The organism is Brevundimonas sp., assembly GCF_023259385.1.
Classification (GTDB): domain Bacteria; phylum Pseudomonadota; class Alphaproteobacteria; order Caulobacterales; family Caulobacteraceae; genus Brevundimonas.
Window position 1 is genome coordinate 1 of the sequence record NZ_JAHFPF010000029.1, and the last position, 20239, is coordinate 20239.

28 protein-coding genes are annotated in these 20239 nt (G+C 68.6%); 17 read left to right on the top strand and 11 right to left on the bottom strand.

Features of this window, described 5'->3' with window-relative positions; genetic code table 11:
- Together Q0C81_RS03665 and Q0C81_RS03670 are read left to right on the top strand one after the other, a co-directional pair.
- Positions 1-289 (top strand): iron chelate uptake ABC transporter family permease subunit (locus Q0C81_RS03665; protein ID WP_291833681.1); only part of this gene is annotated, 289 nt, incomplete at its 5' end.
- Positions 286-1095, top strand: coding sequence for an ABC transporter ATP-binding protein (locus Q0C81_RS03670; protein ID WP_291833685.1), 810 nt, complete (start codon positions 286-288; stop codon positions 1093-1095). The genes Q0C81_RS03665 and Q0C81_RS03670, both read left to right, overlap by 4 nt.
- Here the strand turns inward: Q0C81_RS03670 and Q0C81_RS03675 are convergent.
- Complete coding sequence (locus Q0C81_RS03675; protein WP_291833688.1) at positions 1035-3128, bottom strand: transglycosylase SLT domain-containing protein; 2094 nt, start codon at positions 3126-3128, stop codon at positions 1035-1037. The genes Q0C81_RS03670 and Q0C81_RS03675 overlap by 61 nt on opposite strands.
- A gap of 112 nt (positions 3129-3240) precedes the next feature.
- Here Q0C81_RS03675 and dapA point away from each other — a divergent pair, with 112 nt between their 5' ends.
- Both dapA and smpB read left to right on the top strand, forming a co-directional pair.
- A complete protein-coding gene (dapA, locus tag Q0C81_RS03680) occupies positions 3241-4125 on the top strand; it encodes a 4-hydroxy-tetrahydrodipicolinate synthase (protein WP_291833691.1) in 885 nt (294 codons plus the stop codon).
- Positions 4126-4137: 12 nt separating this feature from the next.
- Complete coding sequence (smpB, locus tag Q0C81_RS03685; RefSeq protein WP_291833694.1) at positions 4138-4608, top strand: SsrA-binding protein SmpB; 471 nt, start codon at positions 4138-4140, stop codon at positions 4606-4608.
- A gap of 7 nt (positions 4609-4615) precedes the next feature.
- On the opposite strand, the gene Q0C81_RS03690 is transcribed toward smpB, so the two are convergent.
- Both Q0C81_RS03690 and Q0C81_RS03695 read right to left on the bottom strand, forming a co-directional pair.
- Positions 4616-4813, bottom strand: a complete 198-nt coding sequence (locus tag Q0C81_RS03690; protein ID WP_291833696.1) for a hypothetical protein — start codon at positions 4811-4813, stop codon at positions 4616-4618.
- A 123-nt stretch (positions 4814-4936) separates the two neighbouring features.
- A complete protein-coding gene (locus Q0C81_RS03695; RefSeq protein ID WP_291833699.1) occupies positions 4937-5503 on the bottom strand; it encodes an NYN domain-containing protein in 567 nt (188 codons plus the stop codon).
- Between Q0C81_RS03695 and folK the strand changes: the two genes are divergently transcribed.
- From folK to Q0C81_RS03755, 12 genes are all read left to right on the top strand, one after another.
- Positions 5502-6059, top strand: a complete 558-nt coding sequence (folK, locus tag Q0C81_RS03700) for a 2-amino-4-hydroxy-6-hydroxymethyldihydropteridine diphosphokinase (RefSeq protein WP_291833702.1) — start codon at positions 5502-5504, stop codon at positions 6057-6059. The two genes, Q0C81_RS03695 and folK, sit on opposite strands and share 2 nt — an antisense overlap.
- A gap of 66 nt (positions 6060-6125) precedes the next feature.
- Positions 6126-6467 (top strand): hypothetical protein, encoded by a 342-nt coding sequence (locus tag Q0C81_RS03705; protein WP_291833705.1) that lies wholly within the window; start codon positions 6126-6128, stop codon positions 6465-6467.
- A gap of 86 nt (positions 6468-6553) precedes the next feature.
- A complete protein-coding gene (rpoZ, locus tag Q0C81_RS03710) occupies positions 6554-6913 on the top strand; it encodes a DNA-directed RNA polymerase subunit omega (RefSeq protein ID WP_291833710.1) in 360 nt (119 codons plus the stop codon).
- A gap of 131 nt (positions 6914-7044) precedes the next feature.
- Positions 7045-9201: a bifunctional (p)ppGpp synthetase/guanosine-3',5'-bis(diphosphate) 3'-pyrophosphohydrolase gene (locus Q0C81_RS03715; RefSeq protein ID WP_291833713.1), complete on the top strand. Its 2157-nt coding sequence runs from the start codon at positions 7045-7047 to the stop codon at positions 9199-9201.
- A gap of 29 nt (positions 9202-9230) precedes the next feature.
- Positions 9231-10016, top strand: coding sequence for a TIGR00730 family Rossman fold protein (locus Q0C81_RS03720; RefSeq protein WP_291833759.1), 786 nt, complete (start codon positions 9231-9233; stop codon positions 10014-10016).
- A 10-nt stretch (positions 10017-10026) separates the two neighbouring features.
- A complete protein-coding gene (gene pyrE, locus Q0C81_RS03725) occupies positions 10027-10611 on the top strand; it encodes an orotate phosphoribosyltransferase (RefSeq protein WP_291833715.1) in 585 nt (194 codons plus the stop codon).
- 10 nt (positions 10612-10621) lie between these two features.
- Positions 10622-11359: a pyridoxine 5'-phosphate synthase gene (locus tag Q0C81_RS03730; protein ID WP_291833719.1), complete on the top strand. Its 738-nt coding sequence runs from the start codon at positions 10622-10624 to the stop codon at positions 11357-11359.
- Positions 11356-11757: a holo-ACP synthase gene (acpS, locus tag Q0C81_RS03735; protein ID WP_291833722.1), complete on the top strand. Its 402-nt coding sequence runs from the start codon at positions 11356-11358 to the stop codon at positions 11755-11757. Before Q0C81_RS03730 ends, acpS begins: the two co-directional genes overlap by 4 nt.
- Positions 11758-12223: 466 nt before the next feature.
- Positions 12224-13099: a signal peptidase I gene (lepB, locus tag Q0C81_RS03740; RefSeq protein ID WP_291833761.1), complete on the top strand. Its 876-nt coding sequence runs from the start codon at positions 12224-12226 to the stop codon at positions 13097-13099.
- Positions 13099-13815: a ribonuclease III gene (gene rnc / locus Q0C81_RS03745; RefSeq protein WP_291833725.1), complete on the top strand. Its 717-nt coding sequence runs from the start codon at positions 13099-13101 to the stop codon at positions 13813-13815. The genes lepB and rnc overlap by 1 nt, the downstream gene beginning before the upstream one ends.
- A complete protein-coding gene (gene era, locus Q0C81_RS03750) occupies positions 13812-14759 on the top strand; it encodes a GTPase Era (RefSeq protein ID WP_291833728.1) in 948 nt (315 codons plus the stop codon). Before rnc ends, era begins: the two co-directional genes overlap by 4 nt.
- A gap of 13 nt (positions 14760-14772) precedes the next feature.
- Positions 14773-15999: a serine hydrolase gene (locus tag Q0C81_RS03755; RefSeq protein WP_291833731.1), complete on the top strand. Its 1227-nt coding sequence runs from the start codon at positions 14773-14775 to the stop codon at positions 15997-15999.
- A 1-nt stretch (position 16000) separates the two neighbouring features.
- On the opposite strand, the gene Q0C81_RS03760 is transcribed toward Q0C81_RS03755, so the two are convergent.
- The 7 genes from Q0C81_RS03760 to Q0C81_RS03790 are packed head-to-tail and all read right to left on the bottom strand — an operon-like array spanning position 16001 to position 19139.
- Positions 16001-16396 carry a DUF1801 domain-containing protein gene (locus Q0C81_RS03760; protein ID WP_291833734.1) on the bottom strand — a complete coding sequence of 132 codons (396 nt, stop codon included), beginning with the start codon at positions 16394-16396 and terminating at the stop codon, positions 16001-16003.
- A 3-nt stretch (positions 16397-16399) separates the two neighbouring features.
- Positions 16400-16885: an SRPBCC domain-containing protein gene (locus Q0C81_RS03765; RefSeq protein ID WP_291833737.1), complete on the bottom strand. Its 486-nt coding sequence runs from the start codon at positions 16883-16885 to the stop codon at positions 16400-16402.
- A gap of 10 nt (positions 16886-16895) precedes the next feature.
- The gene (locus tag Q0C81_RS03770) at positions 16896-17288 is read right to left on the bottom strand and encodes a DoxX family protein (protein ID WP_291833740.1); all 393 of its coding nucleotides are present in this window, start codon (positions 17286-17288) and stop codon (positions 16896-16898) included.
- Between the two features lie 57 nt (positions 17289-17345).
- Positions 17346-17789 carry a VOC family protein gene (locus Q0C81_RS03775; RefSeq protein WP_291833743.1) on the bottom strand — a complete coding sequence of 148 codons (444 nt, stop codon included), beginning with the start codon at positions 17787-17789 and terminating at the stop codon, positions 17346-17348.
- A 16-nt stretch (positions 17790-17805) separates the two neighbouring features.
- On the bottom strand, positions 17806-18279 hold the full coding sequence (locus Q0C81_RS03780; RefSeq protein WP_291833746.1) for an SRPBCC domain-containing protein: 474 nt from the start codon (positions 18277-18279) through the stop codon (positions 17806-17808).
- Between the two features lie 22 nt (positions 18280-18301).
- Entirely contained in the window at positions 18302-18805 is a 504-nt protein-coding gene (locus Q0C81_RS03785) for an SRPBCC family protein (RefSeq protein WP_291833748.1), read from the bottom strand.
- Positions 18789-19139, bottom strand: coding sequence for a helix-turn-helix transcriptional regulator (locus tag Q0C81_RS03790; protein ID WP_291833750.1), 351 nt, complete (start codon positions 19137-19139; stop codon positions 18789-18791). The genes Q0C81_RS03785 and Q0C81_RS03790 overlap by 17 nt, the downstream gene beginning before the upstream one ends.
- A 113-nt stretch (positions 19140-19252) precedes the next feature.
- On the opposite strand from Q0C81_RS03790, the gene Q0C81_RS03795 reads away from it, so the two are divergent.
- Positions 19253-19732, top strand: a complete 480-nt coding sequence (locus tag Q0C81_RS03795; protein ID WP_291833753.1) for a nuclear transport factor 2 family protein — start codon at positions 19253-19255, stop codon at positions 19730-19732.
- On the opposite strand, the gene Q0C81_RS03800 is transcribed toward Q0C81_RS03795, so the two are convergent.
- Positions 19729-20239: hypothetical protein (locus Q0C81_RS03800; RefSeq protein ID WP_291833756.1), on the bottom strand; the 511-nt coding region annotated here is incomplete at its 5' end. The two genes, Q0C81_RS03795 and Q0C81_RS03800, sit on opposite strands and share 4 nt — an antisense overlap.

Sequence of the window (20239 nt, forward strand, 5' to 3'; positions counted from 1 at the left end):
CCTGCTGGCGGCGGCGCTGGCGACGGGCGCGGCGGTGGCCGTGTCCGGCGTCATCGGTTTCGTCGGTCTGGCGGCGCCGCATCTGGCGCGGGCGGCGGTGCGGGGCGATCCGGCCCGGCTGCTGGCGCCGGCGGCGCTGGCGGGCGGGCTGATGCTGGTCGGCGCGGACCTGCTGGCGCGGATCACCCCGACGGATCAGGAGCTGAAGCTGGGGGTGTTCACCGCCCTGGTCGGCGCGCCCCTGTTCGCCATGATCGCCTGGCGGGCCGCGAAGGAGTGGCGGCTATGATCGCATCGCTGACCATGTGGGACGCCGACGCCCGGCTGGGCGGGCGTCAGGTGCTGGACGGCGCCGACCTGGAGGTTCACGCGGGCGAGCTGGTGGCCGTCGTCGGTCCGAACGGGGCCGGCAAGTCCAGCCTGATCCGGGCCTTCGCGGGGCTTCTGCCCCTGACCGGCGGGGTCGCCCGCCTGCAGGGGGACGACGTCCGGACCCTGTCCGCCCGGCAGCGCGCCGAGCGGGTCGCCTACCTGCCGCAGGAACGGCGTATCGCCTGGAATCTGCCCGCCATCGAGATCGCCGCCCTGGGCGCGCCCTTCCTGTCCGGCGGCGCGGCGCGAGCCGCCGCTCAAGCCGCGCTGGACGAGGTCGAGGCCGGGCATCTGGCGGACCGGGGCGTGGCCGAGATGTCGGGCGGAGAACGGGCGCGGGTGCTGCTGGCACGAGCCTTGGCGGCTCCGGCGAAGGCCCTGCTGGTCGATGAGCCGATCGCCGGCCTGGACCCCGACGCCCAGCTGTTGGTGCTGGAACGGCTGAAGGCGCGGGCGAGGGCCGGGCAGGCGGTGCTGGTCAGCCTGCACGACCTGACACTGGCCGCCCGCTATGCGGACCGGGTGGCGGTGCTGCACGAGGGATGGGCCGTCGCCGACGGCGCGCCATTGGACGCCCTGACACCCGACATCATGGCGCGCGTCTTCGGCCTGTCCGCCCGCTGGATCGAGACCCCGGACGGCCCGCTGCTGTCCGGTCTGCGCTACTCGCCCGGTTCGGGGTCCGGGGTGCGCAGCGGCTCCTCACCCGACACCGTCGCATAGGGCTGGGGTCCACGCGGCACGCCGCGGCGGATGTCCTGCGACAGGCTCAGCGGCGCGGTCCCGCCGTTCAGCCGGGCCTTGTAGATCGACATGTTCTCCATGACCCGCATCATGTAGTTGCGCGTCTCGGTGAAGGGCGCGCACTCGATGAATTCGATCGGGTCCACGGTCCCCGCGCGCGGATCGCCGCAGCGCGCCACCCACTGCGGCGGACGGGCCGGACCGGCGTTGTAGGCCACCGTCGTCAGCAGCATCGAGCCGCCGAAATTGTTCATCAGGTCGCCGAGGTGGAAGCTGCCCAGCGTCATGTTGAAGTCGGGATCGTAGAGACGCTCGTCCGAGAACGGCAGGCCCAGCTGTCGCGCCACGCCGCGGCCGGTGGCGGGCAGGAATTGCATCATGCCCCGGGCGTTGGCGTGCGAACGGGCGCGCGGGTCGAAGCTGGATTCCTGACGCGTGATGGCCAGGGTGAACTCCAGCGGCGCGGCGCCCGGCACGCTCGGCGGCATGCGGATGGGGTACTGACGCTCGGGCAGCAGATAGCCGCGCTGGCTGGCGGCGCGACCGATCATCATGGCGGTGAAGCCCTCGCCGTAGCCGCGCGACGTATCCATCATCAGGGCCAGTTGCTCGACCGTCGGGACATCGTCGTCCAGCTGATAGGCGAAGACGCGGAACAGGCTGGCCTCGCCGGTCTCGCCCAGGACGCGCCAGGCGCGCACGACCTCGTTCCGTTCGAAGGCGGCGCGGTCGGCGTTGGACGGCTCGGGGTCGGCGGGCAGAGTGATCGAAGTTTGTCCGGCCTTCTCGGCGGCCAGCTGGCCGTAGAAGGTCTGGAAGTGGCGCGACCCGGCCTGGTAGTAGTTCACGGCGGCCGGAACGCTGCCCTGCGCCTCGGCGGCGCGCCCCAGCCAGTAGAGGGCGCGGCCCTGGGTGATCGGGGTGGTCGAGGACTGGCGCAGGGTCTCGAAATGCCGCGTCGCGAGCGCCGCATCGTTCAGCTTCACCAGCGCGACCCAGCCGGCGAAGAACTCGGCGTCCACCTTGCGGTCGCCGGACGGGAAGCCGTGACCGGCGAAGGCGTCGTAGGCGGCCTGCCAGTTGCGGGCCTGCAGGGCGTCCAGGAAGTAGTTGCGGCGCTCGCTCCACAGCGTGCTCTGGGCGTCGGTCGAGGACGGCGCGGCCGGCAGGTAGCGCAGGATCGGGAAGGCTTCCGACTGGCGGCTCTGCGAGCGCAGGATCCGCACCCGCTCCAGCACCACGGCGGGCTCGATGGCCTGCGACGGCGACAGGCCGGCCACGATGGCGTCGGGGCTGTAGGCGGTGCGCAACGCGACCACGGCGTTGGCCACGGCCTGCCGCTCGGGCGAGACCAGGGGAATCATGGCTCGCGTGGCCGGGCCGTGCGGCCCCAGCAGCAGCATGTTCAGCCGCGTCTCGTGGTCATCCCGCGTTAGGGCCGAATCCCATCGGGTCAGGATGCGCGACTGCTGGTCGGCCTCGAAGCTGCGGGTCCGCCACCAGTCCTTGATCAGGCGGCGCGCCTCGTCGCGGCGGCCGCGCTGCTCCAGGGCGTCGGCCAGGGCGATAGCGCCCTGCACCGTCGTCGGGGCGTCGCGCTCGAACAGGGCCAGGGCCGCGTCGGGACCGGCGTAGGAACGGTCCAGCGCGCGCTCGACCGCCTGACGGCGGCTGTCGGCCCGCGGCCAGCCGGCGAAACGGGTCGGCGCGTCAGCCAACTCGCCCCACGACATCTGGTCGGCGGCGGTGTCCAGCAGGGCCCATTCGACCAGCTTGCGGGCGGCCGGATCGCCGATCTGGGCCATGGCGGAGCGGGCGCCGGTCACATCGCGGGCGCGGGCGGCGGCCAGCCCCTGGCGGAAGAGGGCGGTGTCCTGATCGCTCAGGGTGCGCGGCTGGTTGCTGACCGGACCGGCGGGGGCGGAGGCGTAGTAGGGGACTTCCTGCGGCAGGACGCTCTCGGGCGCGGGGGCGAGAAGGGCCAGGGCGGCCGCGAGGCTAGTTCCGATCATTCCGTGTCCTATCCCCATTCGTCGTGGTTGCGGTCCGTGAACCGGCAACCTACCCTCCGGCGCTTCGCTTCCGGGCGAGTGTCGCCCAATTCCACGCAGGACCATCGTTTCAATGACCGCCCCCTTGTTCAAGGGCGTGATCACCGCCCTGATCACACCACTTCGTGACGGAAAGGTGGACGAAGCCGCCTTCACGCGGTTGCTCGAACGCCAGATCGCCGCCGGAGTTCACGGCGTCGTGCCGATGGGCACGACCGGAGAGAGCGCTTCCCTGCATCCCGAAGAGCACCAGCGGGTCGTCGAACTGTGCGTGCAGGTCGCCGCCGGACGCGTCCGCGTTATCGCCGGGGCGGGCTCGTCCTCGACGGACAAGGCCATCGACCTGGTTCGCCACGCCAAGGCCGTCGGCGCTGACGGGGCGCTGGTGGTCACGCCCTACTACAATCGTCCGTCGCAGACCGGCCTGGCCGCCCACTTCGAGGCCATCGCCGAGGCCGTCCAGCTGCCCATCGTGCTCTACAACGTCCCGGGCCGGACGGGCGTGGACCTGGCCAATGAGACGGTCGCCCGGCTGGCGGCGCATCCGAACATCGTCGGCATCAAGGACGCCACCGGCGACCTGGCCCGCGTGAGCTGGATGCGCGCCAACATCGGCGGCCAGTTCGACCTGATCTCGGGCGACGACCCCAGCTATCTCGGCTACCACGCCCACGGCGGGGTGGGAGTAATCTCGGTCACCTCGAACGTCGCGCCCGAGGGCATGGTCGCCCTGCACGAGGCGGCGCAGGCCGGGGACTACGCCGCCGCGCGCGAGTGGCAGGACCGCCTGATCGGCCTGCACAAGGGTCTGTTCCTCGACAATTCGCCGTCGCCCACCAAATACGCCCTGTCGCGTCTGCAGTTCTGCACCGAGGAGGTCCGCCTCCCGCTCGCCCCGACCGCCGACGCCGTGAAGCCCGCGATCGACCGTGCGATGGCCGACGCCGGGTTGGGATAGGATCAAGGGCGCATGGCCTCCGACAAACCGAAGATGAAGGTGCTGGCCGAGAACCGCCGGGCCAAGTTCGACTATTTCCTCGAGGACTACACCGAGGCGGGCATCGCCCTGCTCGGAACCGAGATCAAGGCGCTGCGGGACGGCCGGGCCAACATCGCCGAATCCTACGCGGCGGTGGAGGGGCGCGAGATCGTGCTCGTGAACGCCGACATCCCGCCCTACAAACAGGCCAACCGCTTCAACCACGAGCCGCGGCGGCACCGGAAGCTGCTGCTGCATCGCAAGCAGATCGACAAATTCATCGGCGCGGTCCAGCGCGACGGCCAGACCATCATCCCGGTGCGGCTGTATCTGAATGAGGCGGGCAAGGCGAAGATCGAGATCGCGCTCGCCAAGGGCAAGAAGCTGCACGACAAGCGCCAGGCCAGCGCCGACCGCGACTGGCAGCGCGACAAGGCGCGGCTGATGAAGGAACGCGGCTAGGCGGCGATCAGCCGACCAGCGGCGTCGCATCCAGGACGCCCGGCGTCGGCGCCGAAAGATAGGCGTCGGCTCCGCCCGGTCCCAGCGACGGCTTGATCAGCGGCTGGATCGCCATTCCCCCGGCCGCGACCGCGACGGCGGCCAGTAGCGCGATCAGCGCCGTTCTACGTTCGCGCGGGGTGAACACCCCGTTTCTCCTGCCCATGACAGCCTCCAAAGCTGTCCGTGAAACGTCACGAAGAGGGCGCTGTTCCCGGGCTGCGGATCACGGTTCTTCGTGGTGTGATTCGCGTTGCGCGAGAGCCACACCCGGCCGGCGGGGCAAGGCCTAGGCGCGGTCGTCCCGCAGCGGGGGGCCGCCGTTGACGCGGGGCCGCCCGATCTCGGCCAGCAGGTCGTTGAGGTCGACAAACAGGTCCGCCTGGCGGCGCAGGTCGTCAGCGATGTGAGGCGGCTGGGTCTTCACGGTCGAGACCACGGTGACCTTCACCCCCTTGGCCTGAACCGCCTGCACCAGCCGACGGAAGTCGCCGTCGCCGGAGAACAGCACGACGTGGTCCAGCCGGGGCGCCAGTTCGAGCATGTCGACGGCGATCTCGATGTCCATATTGCCCTTGGTGCGGGTGTGGCCCTGGGCGTCGGTGAAGCGCTTGACCGGCTTGGTCACCACGGTGAAGCCGTTGTAGTCCAGCCAGTCCACCAGCGGCTTGATGGGGGAGAATTCCTCGCCCTCGACCACGGCGGTGTAATAGAGGGCGCGAACCAGATCGCCCCGAGTGCGATACATCTCCACCAGCTTGCGGAAATCGAGATCGGTGTTCAGCGCCTTCGCGGCGGCGTAAAGATTGGCCCCGTCGATGAACAGGGCCGTGCGATCGGCTGGATTGGGCGTCATGGAAAAGGTCTCCGCAGAAATGGGCGTCCCACCCTCCGTCGAAATAGACAGCGAGCCCGATCCGGACTCCGCCGTCATCGTCGCGCTGGGCTGCAATGACAAGGGGGCCTGGGCCGATTGCCGCGAGGCGCTGGAGGCGGCGCTGGCGCGGTTCCGGTGCGAAGGGATCGATGTGCTGGCCCGGTCGTCCTGGTGGCGTTCGGACGCCTGGCCGAACCGCGAGGACCCGCCGTTCCTGAACGGGGTCGTCCTGGTCCGCACCGCCCATGATCCGCATGCCCTGATGGCGGCCCTGGGACGGATCGAGGAGGCCTTCGGGCGCCAGCGCGACGTCCGCAACGCCCCCCGAACCCTGGACCTGGACCTGATCGCCTATGGCCGCATCACCGGAAATTTCGACGGTCTGATCCTGCCGCACCCCCGCGCGGCCGAGCGCCTGTTCGTCATGGGGCCGCTGGCCGAGATCGCCCCGGATTGGCGGCATCCGGGCGGCGAAACGGCCGCCTGGCTGGCGCAGACGGCGTCCGTCGGGCTGGACGCAGCGCCGATCGCGTAGTCGGCACAGGTTGACCCGGACGCCTGGACCGGAAGACTGTGGCCGCGGACATCCGAAAGGGACGCCATGATCATCTGGTCGGGCTGGGGCCTGCTGGTCCCGCTGTATGTCATCGTCGCCTTCGGCGTGAGCATCGTCGGCGTCACGGCGACAGGCGCTCCGGATCCGTGGGGTCCCGCGATCGGTTTCATCCTGACAGGCCTGCTGGCGGGCGCGGCCATCTTCTTCACGGCCCGCGCCCTGGACAGCCGCGAGGGCCGGGTGCTGCTGGATGAGAAGACGGGGGAGCGGGTCCTGCTCAAGCCCACGGCGGGCAGTTTCTTCTTCGTCCCGACCCGCTACTGGGCCTTTATCGTGCCGGTGGTCGGACTCGTCCTGGGCGGGTTGATGGCGACGACGGGCGGCTAGAACGCCCAAAATACGCCCATGTGGCGTTGCACAAAGCGGTCCACATCTATATTTTGCGCGGTTCTCTCCCGCGTCCGAGGAAATTCATGGCCCGCGTCACTGTCGAAGACTGCATCGAGAAGGTGCCGAACCGCTTTGGTCTGGTTCTGCTGGCCGGTCACCGCGCCCGCAACATCGCCAACGGCGCCGCCCTGACGATCGACCGCGACAACGACAAGAACCCGGTCGTCGCGCTGCGCGAACTGGCCGACGACACCGTCGTGCCGGCCGAACTGCTGGAGAACATCATCGTGACGCTGCAACGCGTCGATGAGCGCACCGAAGCCGAGGACGAAGCCGAAGTCGTCGCCCTGCTGGCCGAACCGCAGCACATGAACATGGCCGAGGCCGAGCTGATCCGCGCGCTGCAAAGCGACCGCGACGGCGGCCAGGAGGAGCGGTACTGACGGCCGAACCCGCCAACGGTATCACCATCCTGCCGGCGCGGCAGTCCGCGCCGACCCCTGAAGCTGCCAATCTGAACGATCCCGCCGACAGCGCGGCTCCGGTCAAGGACCTGGAGCCGCAGCGCAGCAAGGTGCTGCGCCAGTTCGAGCTGGTCGAGGCGGTCCGGGCTTATGACCCGACCGCCGACGAGAACCTGCTCAATCGCGCCTACGTCTATGCGATGAAGATGCACGGCTCGCAGCTGCGGGCCTCGGGCGATCCCTATTTCGCCCATCCGATCCAGGTCGCCGGCATCCTGACCGACTACCGGCTCGACACGGCCACCATCGTCACCGCCCTGCTGCATGACGTGGTCGAGGACACCTCGGCCACCCGCGACGACATCGCCCGCATGTTCGGCGAGGAGATCGCCGTCCTGGTCGAGGGCGTGACCAAGCTGTCGCGGCTGGAGCTGCAGGCCGAGCACACGCGCCAGGCCGAGAACCTGCGCAAATTCATCCTGGCCATCAGCCGCGACGTCCGCGTCCTGCTGGTCAAGCTGGCCGACCGCCTGCACAACATGCGGACGCTCCAGTATGTGAAGCCCGAGAAGCGCGAGCGCATCAGCCGCGAGACGCTGGAAGTCTATGCTCCGCTGGGCCGGTCGATCGGCATCCACTCGATCGCGTCCGAGCTGGAAGAGCTGGCCTTCACCTATCTGAACCCGACCGCCAAGACCGCCATCGAGCGCCGCCTGGAAGCGCTGAAGCTGGAACACGGCCGCGCCATCGGCGGGGTGTCCAGCGAGGTCGAACGGGTGCTGCAAGAGGCCGGGGTCCGCGCCCGCGTCGCCGGCCGCCAGAAGACCCCGTACTCCATCTGGCGAAAACTCCAGAGGAAGTCGGTCGGCTTCTCGTCCCTGTCCGACATCTACGGCTTCCGGGTCATCGTCGAGGCCGAGGACGACTGCTATCGCGCACTGGGCGTGATCCACCGCGCCTGGCCGATGGTGCCGGAGCGGTTCAAGGACTTCATCTCGACGCCCAAGTCGAACAACTACCGCTCGCTGCACACCACGGTCGTCGGTCCCTCGGGCCTACGCATCGAGATGCAGATCCGCACCGAGGCCATGGACCGGGTGGCCGAGGACGGGGTGGCCGCGCACTGGTCCTACAAGAACAAGTCCTATGGCTTCGACAAGGAGGCCATGGAGAAGGACGGCGGGCGCGATCCGCTGCAGAACCTGCGCCACCTCGTGCAGGTCATCGAGCACGGAGAGGGCGGTGAGGACTGGGTCGAGCACGCCAAACTCGAGATGTACCTGGACCAGGTCTTTGTCTTCACGCCAAAGGGCGCCCTGATCACCCTGCCGCGCGGCGGCATGCCGCTGGACTTCGCCTACGCGGTCCACACCGGGGTGGGCGACTCCGCCGTCGGGGTGAAGGTCAACGGCGAGCTGAAGCCGATGCGTACCCAGCTGCAGAACGGCGACGTGGTCGAGATCATCCGCGGGGCCAAACGCGAAATCCCCGCCGACTGGCGATCCCTGACCGTCACCGGACGGGCGCGGTCGGCGATTCGCCGCCACATCCGCACCTCCGAGCGCGGCGAGTTCCAGAAGCTGGGCCGCGCCACCCTGGAACAGACCCTGGCCCGCGCCGGCAAGGCGCTGGAAGAGGTATCGCTGAAGCCCGCGCTGGAAACCCTGGCCGTCGAGACCGACGAGGACCTGTTCGAAGCCATCGGCCGGGGCCGACTGTCGGCCGCCAAGGTCGGCGAGACCCTGTTCCCCGCGCTCAAGGGCCGCCTCAAGGCCGGGCCGGACCGCAAGCGCATCGCCGACGACCAGGCCCGCCTGTTCGTGCGCGGCGGGGGCCTGACCCCCGGCGTCAGCGTCCACTTCGGCCACTGCTGCTCGCCCGTGCCCGGCGACCGCATCGTCGGCATTCTAGAGCCCGAGGCCGGCCTGACCGTCCACACCATCGACTGCCAGAAGCTGGCCGAGTTCGCCGATGACGATTCGGTCTGGCAGGACCTGCAGTGGACGCCGCAGGCCGAGCAGGGCGCGGTCGCCGCCGCCCGTCTGCGCGCCACGATCAAGAACGCCCCCGGCGTGCTGGGTCAGGTCACCACCATCATCGGCGAGGCGGGCGGCAACATCATCAACCTGTCCATGAGCCACCGGCAGCAGGACTTCTTCGACGTGGACATCGACGTTGAGGTCGAGGACGCACGCCACGCCACCATGATCATGGCCGCTCTGCGCGCCAATCCGTCGGTCGACACGGTCGAGCGCGCGCGCGGGTGAGCGACGATCGCCCCCTGAACGCCGCCCAGATGGCGTCGCCGTCCTATCGGCTGGCGGCCCTCGACCAGGACTTCCTGCTCAGCGAGGGCATGCGCGGCGTGCGTTTCCTGATGGAGTACGAGAAGGCCGAGGAGGCGCTGAGGGCCTGGGGCGTGCGCTCCACCATCGTCGTCTTCGGCAGCGCGCGGGTGGGGGAGGAGACCAGCCCCAATCACGCCCGCTGGTACGCTCAGGCCCGCGAGTTCGGCCGTATCGCCTCCGAACGGGGCGGGGCCATGCGGGGCGAGATCGGCCAACCGCGCGACAACGTCATCGCCACGGGCGGCGGACCGGGCATCATGGGCGCGGCCAACCGGGGCGCGCACGACGTCGGGGCCCCGTCAATCGGTTTCAACATCACCCTGCCGCACGAGCAGGAGCCGAACCCCTGGTCGACGCCGGAGCTGACCTTCCGCTTCCACTACTTCGCCATGCGCAAGATGCATTTCGCCATGCGCGCCAATGCGCTGGTCGTCTTTCCCGGCGGCTTCGGCACCTTCGACGAACTGTTCGAGATCCTCACCCTGCGCCAGACCGGCAAGGAGCGGGCCATCCCCATCGTACTCGTCGACAAGGCCTACTGGACCTCGGTCGTCGGCTTCGACGCCCTGGTCGAGCACGGCATGGTCAAGGCGGCGGACCTGGATCTGATCAGCTTCGCCGAGGACGCCGAGACCGCCTGGGCCGAACTTCTGGCGCGCGGCCTGAACCCCGGCGCTGAAAACAGCGCCGATCCGGCGCAACCGGCCCTTCAAAGCGAGCCCGTCACGGGTTAGGGGAGGGGTCATGACCTCCGAAGACGTACTCAACGAATTCCGCGACGCCGGCGCCCTGCGCGAAGGCCATTTCGTCCTGTCGTCGGGCCTGCACAGCCCGACCTTCCTGCAGAAGAACCTGGTGTTCATGGACGCCGAGCGCTGCGGGCGGCTGTGCAAGGCGCTGGCCGAGAAGATCGTGGCCGCGGTCGGCCCGGTCGACGTGGCCATCTCCCCGGCCGTGGGCGGCATCATCCCCGGCTATGAGACCGCCCGCTGGCTCAAGGTCCCTTCGATGTACGTCGAGCGCGTGGACGGTGAGTTCAAGCTGCGCCGCGGCTTCCAGGTCGATCCCGGCCAGAAGGTCGTGATGGTCGAGGACATCGTCACCACGGGCCTGAGCTCGCGCGAGTGCATCGCCGCCATCAACGCCGCCGGGGGCGAGGTGATCGCCGCCGCCTGTATCGTCGACCGCTCGGGCGGCCGCGCCGACGTGGGCGTGCCCCTGATCGCCCTGGCGACCCTGGACGTGCCCGCATACCCCGCCGACGCCCTGCCGCCGGAACTGGCCGCCATCCCGGTCGAGGATCCGGGCAGCCGCCGGCTGTCGAAATAGGGACGCGCCAATGGCCGGTCTTGTCCGTCTGGGCGTCAATATCGACCACGTCGCCACCGTGCGGAACGCTCGCGGCGGCGTGCATCCCGATCCGGTCCGCGCGGCCCGGGAGGCCCTGTCGGTCGGCGCCGACGGCATCACCGCCCACCTGCGAGAGGATCGCCGCCACATCACCGACGCCGACATAGCGGCGCTCAGTGATCTGTGCGCTACGGCGGGCAAGCCGCTGAACCTCGAAATGGCGGTGACGGAGGAGATGCTGGCCATCGCCCTGCGCCACCGGCCCCACGCCGCCTGCCTGGTGCCCGAGCGGCGCGAGGAGGTGACGACCGAGGGCGGTCTGGCCGTGGCCGGCCACGAGGCCCGCATCGCCCCCGTGGTGAAAGCCCTGGCCGACGCGGGCGTCCGCGTCTCCCTGTTCATCGAGCCGTCGATCGCCCAGGTCGAGGCCGCCGCCGCCGTCGGCGCCCAGGTCGTGGAGTTTCACACCGGCCGCTACTGCCACCTGTCGGGCGACGACCGGGCGATCGAGTTCGAACGGCTGCAGGCCGCGGCGACCCGCGCCGCCGACCTCGGGCTGGAAGTCCATGCGGGCCATGGCCTGGACTACGACACCGCCGCCGACATGCTGGCCATCCCCGAGGTGCGCGAGCTGAACATCGGCCATTTCCTGATCGGCGAGGCCGTCTTCGTCGGGCTGGCGACGGCGATCCAGCGCATGCGCGCCGCCATGGACGCAAAATTATGATCCTCGGCGTCGGCGCGGACCTGTCGGACATCCGGCGCATCCAGACGTCGCTGGATCGCTTCGGCGAACGCTTCAAGACACGCTGTTTCACCGAGCTCGAGCGCACCCGTTCGGACCGCAAGCCGGACCCCGCCTGGAGCTACGCCAAGCGGTTCGCGGCCAAGGAGGCCTGCGCAAAGGCCCTCGGCACGGGCATGCGCGCCGATGTCTACTGGCGGGACATGGGGGTGGTGAACCTACGGTCGGGTCAGCCGACCATGGCGCTGACCGGTCCGGCAGCGGAACGTCTGGCCCGCATGACGCCTGCGGGACATGAAGTCCGTATACATCTCACCCTCAGCGACGAGCATCCGTACGCACTCGCCTTCGTGGTGATCGAAGCCTTGCCCGTCGCTTAATCACGTTATACCGATTTCGCCGCTGAAAGACCGCGCACAGCGGCTGGGGGATAGAGTCATGAGCGACGAGAACAAGCCGCACGACGACCACGGCCATGGGCCGGACGCCGGTCACGGCCACGACGAACCCGCCGCGCCCGCGCATGGCCATGACGATCATGCGACTGCCGCTCATGACGAGACCGAAGTCGAGGCGCATGGGCACGAAGAGCCGGCCGCCGCGCACGACGACCATGCGCCCGCCGCCGTCGAGGCCGATCATGACGCCCACCCCGCGCCCGTTCACGACGATCACGCCCCTGCCGCGGAGGCCGAACACCACGCGCCGGCCGAGGCCGTCCATGACGATCACGGCCCCGCGGCTCATGACGATCACGCCGCGCCCGTAGAGGCCGCGCACGACGAACCCGCCGCCGAAACCCACCCGACGCCCGTGGAGGCCGCCGCGGTCGCCGCCGCGGCCGGTGTGGCGGTCGCCGCCCCTCAACCGGAGAAGCGCCCCGTCTGGAGCGACGCCGGCGACGCCCCGTTCGAGGATGTCGACGCCACCCCGGTCTACGCCCGCACCAAGAAGAGCAAGAAGACCTCGGGCGGAAGCGCCAACGAGGGCTGGGAAGTCCTCAAGACGATCTTCTTCGCCCTGCTGATCGCGCTGGTCCTGCGCGTCCTGCTGTTCCAGCCCTTCACCATCCCGTCGGCCTCGATGGAGCCCAACCTCTACCAGGGCGACTACATCGTCGTGTCCAAGTGGTCGTACGGCTATTCCAAGCACTCGATCCCGTTCAGCCCGCCGGTCTTCAACGGCCGGGTCTCCCTGCCGGTGGTCAGCCATGCGCCAGAGCGGGGCGACATCGTCGTCTTCAAGCTGCCGCGCGACAACAAGACCGACTACATCAAGCGCCTGATTGGCCTGCCGGGCGACCGGATCCAGATGATCAACAACGTGCTGCACATCAACGGCGCGCCGGTCCGCGACGTGGTCGTGTCGGACGCCGATGTCACCAACATGTACGGCATGCCGATCATCCAGGCCGAAGAGACCTTCCCGGACGGCTCCAAGACCTTCCGCATCCAGGATTTCGGTCCGGGCAACGATCTGGACAACACCCCGGTGTTCGAGGTTCCGTCGGGCCACTACTTCATGATGGGCGACAACCGCGACAACTCGATCGACAGCCGTGTCGATCAGTCGCAGAACGGCGTCGGCCTGGTCCCGGCCGAGAACCTGATCGGCAAGGCAGAGATCATTCTGTTCTCGTGGAACGAGGGCGCCTCGCTGTGGAATCCGGTCAGCTGGTTCACCAAGGTTCGCCTGAGCCGCTGGTTCAACGTTCTCGACTGATGGCGGATCGTCGGGCCGAGGCCATCCATGCGCTGACGCGCAACCTCGGCCACGATTTCCGGGATGCGGGCCTGCTCGAGCAGGCCCTGACCCACGCCAGCGTGGGCGAGGGCGCCGAGCGCGACGCGCGCGGACGGCCCTTCCTGGACAACCAGCGGCTTGAGTTCCTCGGCGACCGCGTGCTGGGCCTGCTGGTCGCCGACACCCTGATGCGCGACTTCCCCGAGGCCGACGAGGGCGACATGTCCGCGCGCCTTCACGCCCTGGTCGACAAGGCCGCCTGCGCCCGCGTCGCCGACCGACTGCAGGTCGGGCCGGCCATGCGGCTGTCGCCCGGCGAGGCCAAGCAGGGCGGCCGCCGCCGCGAGGGCGTCCTGGGCGACGCCATGGAGGCCATCCTTGCCGCGGTCTGGCTGGACGGCGGCATCGAGGCGGCCCGCAAGGTTTTCGACACGGCGTGGCGGGCGGAGTTCGCGGCCAATCCGAAGAAGGCGCTGACCAACCCCAAATCGGCGCTTCAGGAATGGGCGCTGGGGCAGGGCAGGGCGCTTCCGACCTACCGGATCGTGGAGCGAACGGGCTCGGATCACGCCCCGACATTCACCGTTGAAGCAAGCGTAGCCGGATATCCGCCCTTGACCGCGCAGGGGCGATCACGTCAGGACGCGGAGAAAGCGGCCGCAACGGCCCTTCTTCAACGTGAAGGCGTGATTTGACCGAACCTCAAAACCAGCGTGCCGGCTTCGCCGCCATCATCGGCGCTCCCAACGCGGGCAAATCCACGCTGGTCAACCGGCTGACCGGGACCAAGGTCTCGATCGTCACCCAGAAGGTGCAGACCACCCGCTTCCCCGTGCGCGGCATCGCCATCTACGGCGACGCCCAGATCGTGCTGGTCGACACCCCCGGCATCTTCAGCCCGCGCCGCCGCCTGGACCGCGCCATGGTCGCCTCGGCGTGGGGCGGAGCCGATGACGCCGACATCGTCGTGCACCTGATCGACGCCGCCTCGCACATCGCCGCCGAGGGCAAGGAAGGTCAGGCTGCCGACCGCCGCTCGGCCGAAGACACCGAGACGATCATCGCCGCGCTGAAGGCCGCCGGCAAACAGGTCATCCTGGCGCTGAACAAGATCGACGGCATGCGCCGCGACACCCTGCTGGCGCTGTCGCACGCCCTGTTCGAGACGGGCGTCTACAGCGAGGTCTTCATGATCTCGGCCCTCAGCGGCGACGGCGTGGACGATCTGGGCCAGCGGCTGGCCGCCGCCATGCCCGCCGGTCCCTGGCTCTATCCGGAAGACCAGTCCGCCGACGTGCCCATGCGCGTGCTGGCCGCCGAGATCACCCGCGAGAAGGTCTATCTGCGCGTCCACGAGGAACTCCCCTATTCGGCGGCGGTTGAGACCACCGCGTTCGAGGATCGCGCCGACGGCTCGGTCCGCATCGAGCAGACCATCTATGTCGAGCGCGAGAGCCAGCGCCCGATCGTGCTGGGCAAGGGGGGCCAGACCCTCAAATGGATCGGCCAGAAGTCGCGTGAGGAGCTGACCGAGCTGCTGGACCGCCAGGTTCACCTGTTCCTGACGGTCAAGGTCGATCCGAAGTGGCAGGACAGCCGCGCCCTCTATGCCCAGTTCGGGCTGGACTACGACGTCTAAGAGCCCGCGTTCCGTGTTTCATGTTCCCCGTCGCGCCGGAAACCATCCCCGGCTGACCTTCGGCTTTCTGGTCGTTCTCGTCATCGTCGCCGCCGGCCTGATCGCCTGGGCCACGGTCCACAGGCCGACCGTGCGCGTGACGCCCGATCCCCTGCCGCCGCGCCCGCCGCTCGAGGTGGTCGAGCGCCTGCCGGATCTCAAGGCGCAGATGGACCGCTGGAGCGCCTCGGGCCAGTTTACGGGCGGGGTGCTGGTCGCCAAGGGCGATCAGGTCCTGTACCGTCAGGTCCACGGCTGGGCCGACCGCAGCCTGATGAAGCCGCTGGAGCTCAACTCCCGCTTCCGCCTGGCCTCCGTCAGCAAGCAGTTCACCGCCGCCGCCATCCTGCGCCTGCAGGACGAGGGCAAGCTGTCGGTCTGGGACCCGGTCTGCAAATACATCCAGCCTTGCCCCGCCGCCTGGGAGCCGATCCGGCTGCATCACCTCCTGTCGCACACCTCGGGCATTCCCGACCTGATGGCCCGTCCGGGCTGGGGGCTGCGCCGCGTCACGCCAGCAACGCCGGAAGAATTGACTGCTGATTCCATGCGTTATGGACTTCAATTCCCACCCGGGACAAAGGTCCGTTACGACAACGCCGGCTATAACCTGCTGGGCGCCGTGGTCGAAAAGGTCAGCGGCATGGGCCTGCACGCCTATCTGCGGACCGCCTTCTTCAAGCCGCTGGGCATGGCCGACACCGGCTATGACGACGGCGCCTCCGACGTGGTCATGGGCTACGCCAACCTGGCCGGCGGCCCGACGCCCCAGCCGGACGCCAACGTCAGCATCATCTTCGGCGCAGGCGCGCTGTATTCAACGCTGGACGACCTGCTGGTCTGGCAGCGCGCCCTGCACCGAGGCCACATCCTGTCGCCGCACAGCTACGCCCAGATGATCGCCGACCACGCGCCGGACGGCACGCCGGACGAAAGGGGCAACCCGCGCCGGCTATGGGGCTATGGCGTCTACGACAAGGAACTGGGCCGCCAGGTCCGGCCGGACTTCACCGACAACCAGATCTTCCACACCGGAAGCTGGTCCGGCTTCCGTAACCTGGTCACCTACCAGCCGGACGCGGACGTGACGGTGATCGTGCTCTCGAACAACTATCACCAGCGCGATGCGGTCTTCCTGTTGTCCCAGCAGGGCATGGCCGAGGCGCTGGGCCGCAGCTTCCCCACCAGCGTGGCGCGTTGAATCAGACGATCTTCTTCGCCGCCTTGGTGGGGTCGCCGAGTTCGGTATTGAGGGTGATCGCCGCCCGGGTCAGGCGAACGACAACCTCCGCATCGATGGTCTCGCCTTCAGCGAAGCCGATGCTGGCCATCTCGAACTGTCCGCCGGACTTCAGGCGAGGCTCGATGTCCTGCAGCCGCTGACCGCGCCAGTAGCCCAGCAGAACGCGCTGGCCCTCGGCCCGGATCAGCAAGGCTGGACCGTTCGAAAGATAGACGAGGTGGCCCCACTTGATCACCTCGTCCAGGCCGCCGACCGACAGGGCCGCCGTGCGCAGTCGCGTGACGAGGTCGGCCTGCCAGCCGGCCATGCCGGCGACATAGGCGTCGGGAGAGGCGGGAGGCGGGACCTTTTGCACGGCTCAGGCCTCCCAAAGCGTTCGGATGTGACGCTCCAGTTTGTTTAGGCTGCCGGTCCAGCCGGCCTCCATGCCGCTAAGTGGGCCGACCGCGTCGGCCTTGGCCTGCTGCACGACGGCCTCGAAGCGCATGATGGTTTGATCCCCCTCCTCGTCGAAGCGGATGGTCTGCTCGACCTCGAACCAGACATCCCCATCGGCGGCATTCACCCAGGTCCGCATCACCAGACGCTCAGGCTCGTCCAAGATGATGAAGCGGCCGTCGAACGGATAGTCGCTCCCGTCAGGGCCGCGCATGACCATGTGGATCGCGCCGCCGGGCCGGACGTCCATCTTCACCACGGGCGTGGTGAAATGTTCAGGCGCCCACCAGACGGCCACGTGGGCCGGGTCGGTCCACATCTTCCACACCAGGGCGCGAGGCGCGTCGAAGGTGCGCACGATGTTGAGACGGGTCAGGGCCTCGGGAATGGTCGCGGCGACGGACATCCGGCTCTCCTCAGGCGACGCGGCGGAAGGGGAAGAGGGCGCGCAGGGAGGCGTCACGCAGCCACAATCCGCCCCACATGACTAGGCCCAGATAGAGGCTGAACAGCTGGTGGCTGAACAGCGGGGCGCCAGCGCGGATCTGGGTCGCCATGGCCCCGCCGAGCAGGCCCATGAACAGCACCGCCCCCAGCACGCTGGTGCGCGGGATCAGATAGAGGATCAGGCAGCCCAGCTCGATCAGGCCGATGGCGAAGGCGTAGCCGTGCGGCCAGCCGAGCTGGGCCATGGTTTCCTCGGCCACCGGCATGCCGCTGAGTTTGGGGAAGACCGAGGCGCCGAGGATGAACAAGGCGAACAGTCCGGTCAGCACGCGACCGCTCCAGACCATGGGGGTGGCCTTCATGGGAATCTCCGGAAATGGGGGAAGGGGGCGGCGCGATACGGCCGCCCCGGAAAGCCGTCAGCCCTGAGCGGGCTTCCAGTCGGCCGACGGAATGGTGTTGACCATCCACGGCACGCCGAACTTGTCGACGAAGTTGCCGTAGCCCGGCGACCAGAAGGTCTCGGAAAAGTCCATGATCACCTTGCCGCCTTCGGACAGGGCGTCGAACCAACGACGGGCCTCAGCCCCGTCCTGGGTGTGCAGGGTGACGTCGAAGCCGTTCTTGGGCTTGTCGATATTGGGCGCCCAGTCGACGTCCATGTCGGCGCCCATGATCGCCTGATCGCCCACCTGCAGCCAGGCGTGCATCAGCCAGTCCTTGTACTGCGGGCCGACGGGCATGTCGGGCGGGCCTTCGCCGTAGGGGAAGGCGGCGGTGATCTCGCCGCCCAAGACCTTGGCGTAGAATTCGAACGCTTCCTTGCACTGGCCCCGGAAGCTGAGGCTGGTCACGATCTGCATGGCGTTTCCTCGGGTTCTATTTGTTGGCGGCCAGCCAGGTCTCCAGCCGGTCCGCGGTGCTGTTCCAGCCGTACTTGTGGCCGGTCAGGCTCTGTTCGGACTTCAGGCCCTCATGGGTGAAATCCATACGCGTCTGCCCGTCTTCGGTTTCTGTCAGGATCAGGGTCACCAGCGTCTCCACCGGCGGGCCGTCCTCGTGGGACTCGTCCCACTTGAAGGTGAAGACCAGTCGCTCGGGCGGGACGATCTCGCGATAGACGCCGCCCTGCCAAAGGTCCTGGCCGGTCTCGGGCGACCGCAGACAAGCCCGCCATTCACCGCCGACCCGCAGGTCCTGTTTGACGCTGACCGCGGGCCATTCGACCGGCCCCAGCCACATGACCATCGCCTCGGGATTGGTCCACGCCCGCCAGACCAGGGGCCGCGGCGCATCGAAGACGCGCTGCATGTTCAGGGTCGGGCGTTGGGTTAGGTCTTCAGCGAGGGTCATGCGGGGCGCTCGGCGGGACGGATCAGTGGGTCTTCAGCAGTTCGGCCAGCTGGTCGGCGCAGGTCCCCCAACCTTCATGGAAGCCCATGGCCTCATGCTGCTTCATGGTCTCGGCGTTCCAGTGACGGGCCGTAGCCACGTATTCCGTCTTGCCGTCCGCCGTCGGCGTCAGCTCGACGGTGGCCACCATGAACGGCTGACCGGCCGGTTTCCAGTCCGGCGTCAGGGCGTCGGTGGTGATCCAGCGCTTGCCCGGCTCGACATGCAGGAAGATGCCGCTGTTGGGCATGGTCTCGCCGTCGGGGCCGTGCATGACGAAGTTGAACACGCCGCCGGGACGCGGATCGATCCGGACGTCCGACAGGGTCCACGGGCGCGGCACGAACCATTGCTGCAGGATCTCCGGGGTCATCCACGCCTTCCAGATCTGCTCGGGCGTCGCATCGATGGTCCGGCGCAGGGTCAGCGAATGTTCGTGCGCCACGCCGTCGGTGTTGCAGGGATTGGTGTCAGTTTCTTGGGCCATTTTCAGGGTCTCCTTTCTGGATTTTCTTCAGGTAGGCATCGAGGCGGTTGAAGCTGGCGTCCCAGTACCGGCGGTAGTGTTCCAGCCAGTCGGCGACGCTCTTCAGCGCCATGGGTTCGAGGCGGGCAGGGCGCCATTGCGCCTCCTTGCCCCGGCTGATCAGCCCGGCCTTCTCCAGCACCTTCAGGTGTTTCGACACCGCCGGAAGGCTCATGTCGAACGGTTCGGCCAGCTGGTTGACGCTGGCTTCGCCCTCGGTCAGCCGCGCCAGGATGGCCCGACGGGTCGGGTCGGCCAGGGCGGCGAACTTGGCGGAGAGGGGATCGGTTTCCATCGGGGCGCTTCGTATCTAACTGATAGGTTAAATGCGCCCGGGCCGAGGCGTTGTCAACCATTCGGTTAAATTAAAAATCCGACCTACCAATGCAGACCAAGACGGAGCCCGCCATGACGCCCTTGATCGCCGCCCTGATGCTGACCGCCGCGCCGCAAGCCGCCCCCTCGCCGGCGCCGTCCGCCGAAGTCGAGATCGGCCACGTGCTGGATCAGTTGAACGTCGCCTCGACCGCGGCGGACACAACCGTCTATTTCGACCTGTTCACGCCGGACGCCCGCTTCATCGGCACCGATGCGACCGAACGCTGGTCCCTGCCGGAGTTCCGCGCCTATGTGGAACCCTACTTCGCCCGGGGGCAGGGCTGGACCTACACGCCGCGGAACCGGGTCATCACCATCGCACCCATCGACTGCCGCTGCCTCGCCTGGTTCGACGAGGTGCTGGACAACGACAGCTATGGCGTGACGCGCGGCTCGGGCGTGCTGCGCCTCACCGAAGACGGCTGGAAGATCGAGCAGTATGTGCTCAGCTTCACCGTGCCGAACGACCGCGCCCGGGCCGTGGTCGAGGCGATCAAGGCCGCGAACTAGCGAACCTGGCGGGCGGCGTTCAGGCGCGTTTGCCGCGCCTGCTCCATCTTCTGCAGCTCCCGCTGGATCTCGTCGACCCGGTCAGCCCGGACGTTGAAGGCGGTCATGTCCCGGTCCGTCGTGAACATGATCTGGCCGCTCTCCACGCTCCAGCGGGTGCGGGACAGGATGTCGAGCTGGGCGTCCATCTCGGTGAACAGCATCTGACTGAGCTCGGCGCCGATCCCGGCCTGTTCGTATTCGCGGGCGACCGCGGCGTCGAAGTCGCGCAAAATCGCCTGGCGACGAGCGGCGGAGACCGGCACCCGGGCCAGTTCCGCGCGCGCCTGATCCCGAAGCCGGTCATCGCCGGCCTCGGCTCGGGCAGACAGCTCGCGCAGGGCCTTCAGCTTGTTGCGGGCGCGGGCCAATCCGCCGGGCGCGCCCAACGCCCGAGGCTCGAAGAAGTCTTGACTGACGATGGCGTCGCGCTCGGCGACGATCCGCTCAGCCTCGGCGTCGCGACGG

Bases quoted from the DNA above. Each gene is read 5' to 3' on its own strand.
- Q0C81_RS03670 (WP_291833685.1), top strand. From the start codon at position 286: ATGATCGCATCGCTGACCATGTGGGACGCCGACGCCCGGCTGGGCGGG.
- Q0C81_RS03675 (WP_291833688.1), bottom strand. From the start codon at position 3,128: ATGATCGGAACTAGCCTCGCGGCCGCCCTGGCCCTTCTCGCCCCCGCG.
- dapA (WP_291833691.1), top strand. From the start codon at position 3,241: ATGACCGCCCCCTTGTTCAAGGGCGTGATCACCGCCCTGATCACACCA.
- smpB (WP_291833694.1), top strand. From the start codon at position 4,138: ATGGCCTCCGACAAACCGAAGATGAAGGTGCTGGCCGAGAACCGCCGG.
- Q0C81_RS03690 (WP_291833696.1), bottom strand. From the start codon at position 4,813: ATGGGCAGGAGAAACGGGGTGTTCACCCCGCGCGAACGTAGAACGGCG.
- folK (WP_291833702.1), top strand. From the start codon at position 5,502: ATGGAAAAGGTCTCCGCAGAAATGGGCGTCCCACCCTCCGTCGAAATA.
- Q0C81_RS03695 (WP_291833699.1), bottom strand. From the start codon at position 5,503: ATGACGCCCAATCCAGCCGATCGCACGGCCCTGTTCATCGACGGGGCC.
- Q0C81_RS03705 (WP_291833705.1), top strand. From the start codon at position 6,126: ATGATCATCTGGTCGGGCTGGGGCCTGCTGGTCCCGCTGTATGTCATC.
- rpoZ (WP_291833710.1), top strand. From the start codon at position 6,554: ATGGCCCGCGTCACTGTCGAAGACTGCATCGAGAAGGTGCCGAACCGC.
- Q0C81_RS03720 (WP_291833759.1), top strand. From the start codon at position 9,231: ATGGCGTCGCCGTCCTATCGGCTGGCGGCCCTCGACCAGGACTTCCTG.
- pyrE (WP_291833715.1), top strand. From the start codon at position 10,027: ATGACCTCCGAAGACGTACTCAACGAATTCCGCGACGCCGGCGCCCTG.
- Q0C81_RS03730 (WP_291833719.1), top strand. From the start codon at position 10,622: ATGGCCGGTCTTGTCCGTCTGGGCGTCAATATCGACCACGTCGCCACC.
- acpS (WP_291833722.1), top strand. From the start codon at position 11,356: ATGATCCTCGGCGTCGGCGCGGACCTGTCGGACATCCGGCGCATCCAG.
- rnc (WP_291833725.1), top strand. From the start codon at position 13,099: ATGGCGGATCGTCGGGCCGAGGCCATCCATGCGCTGACGCGCAACCTC.
- Q0C81_RS03765 (WP_291833737.1), bottom strand. From the start codon at position 16,885: ATGTCCGTCGCCGCGACCATTCCCGAGGCCCTGACCCGTCTCAACATC.
- Q0C81_RS03770 (WP_291833740.1), bottom strand. From the start codon at position 17,288: ATGAAGGCCACCCCCATGGTCTGGAGCGGTCGCGTGCTGACCGGACTG.
- Q0C81_RS03775 (WP_291833743.1), bottom strand. From the start codon at position 17,789: ATGCAGATCGTGACCAGCCTCAGCTTCCGGGGCCAGTGCAAGGAAGCG.
- Q0C81_RS03780 (WP_291833746.1), bottom strand. From the start codon at position 18,279: ATGACCCTCGCTGAAGACCTAACCCAACGCCCGACCCTGAACATGCAG.
- Q0C81_RS03785 (WP_291833748.1), bottom strand. From the start codon at position 18,805: ATGGCCCAAGAAACTGACACCAATCCCTGCAACACCGACGGCGTGGCG.
- Q0C81_RS03790 (WP_291833750.1), bottom strand. From the start codon at position 19,139: ATGGAAACCGATCCCCTCTCCGCCAAGTTCGCCGCCCTGGCCGACCCG.
- Q0C81_RS03795 (WP_291833753.1), top strand. From the start codon at position 19,253: ATGACGCCCTTGATCGCCGCCCTGATGCTGACCGCCGCGCCGCAAGCC.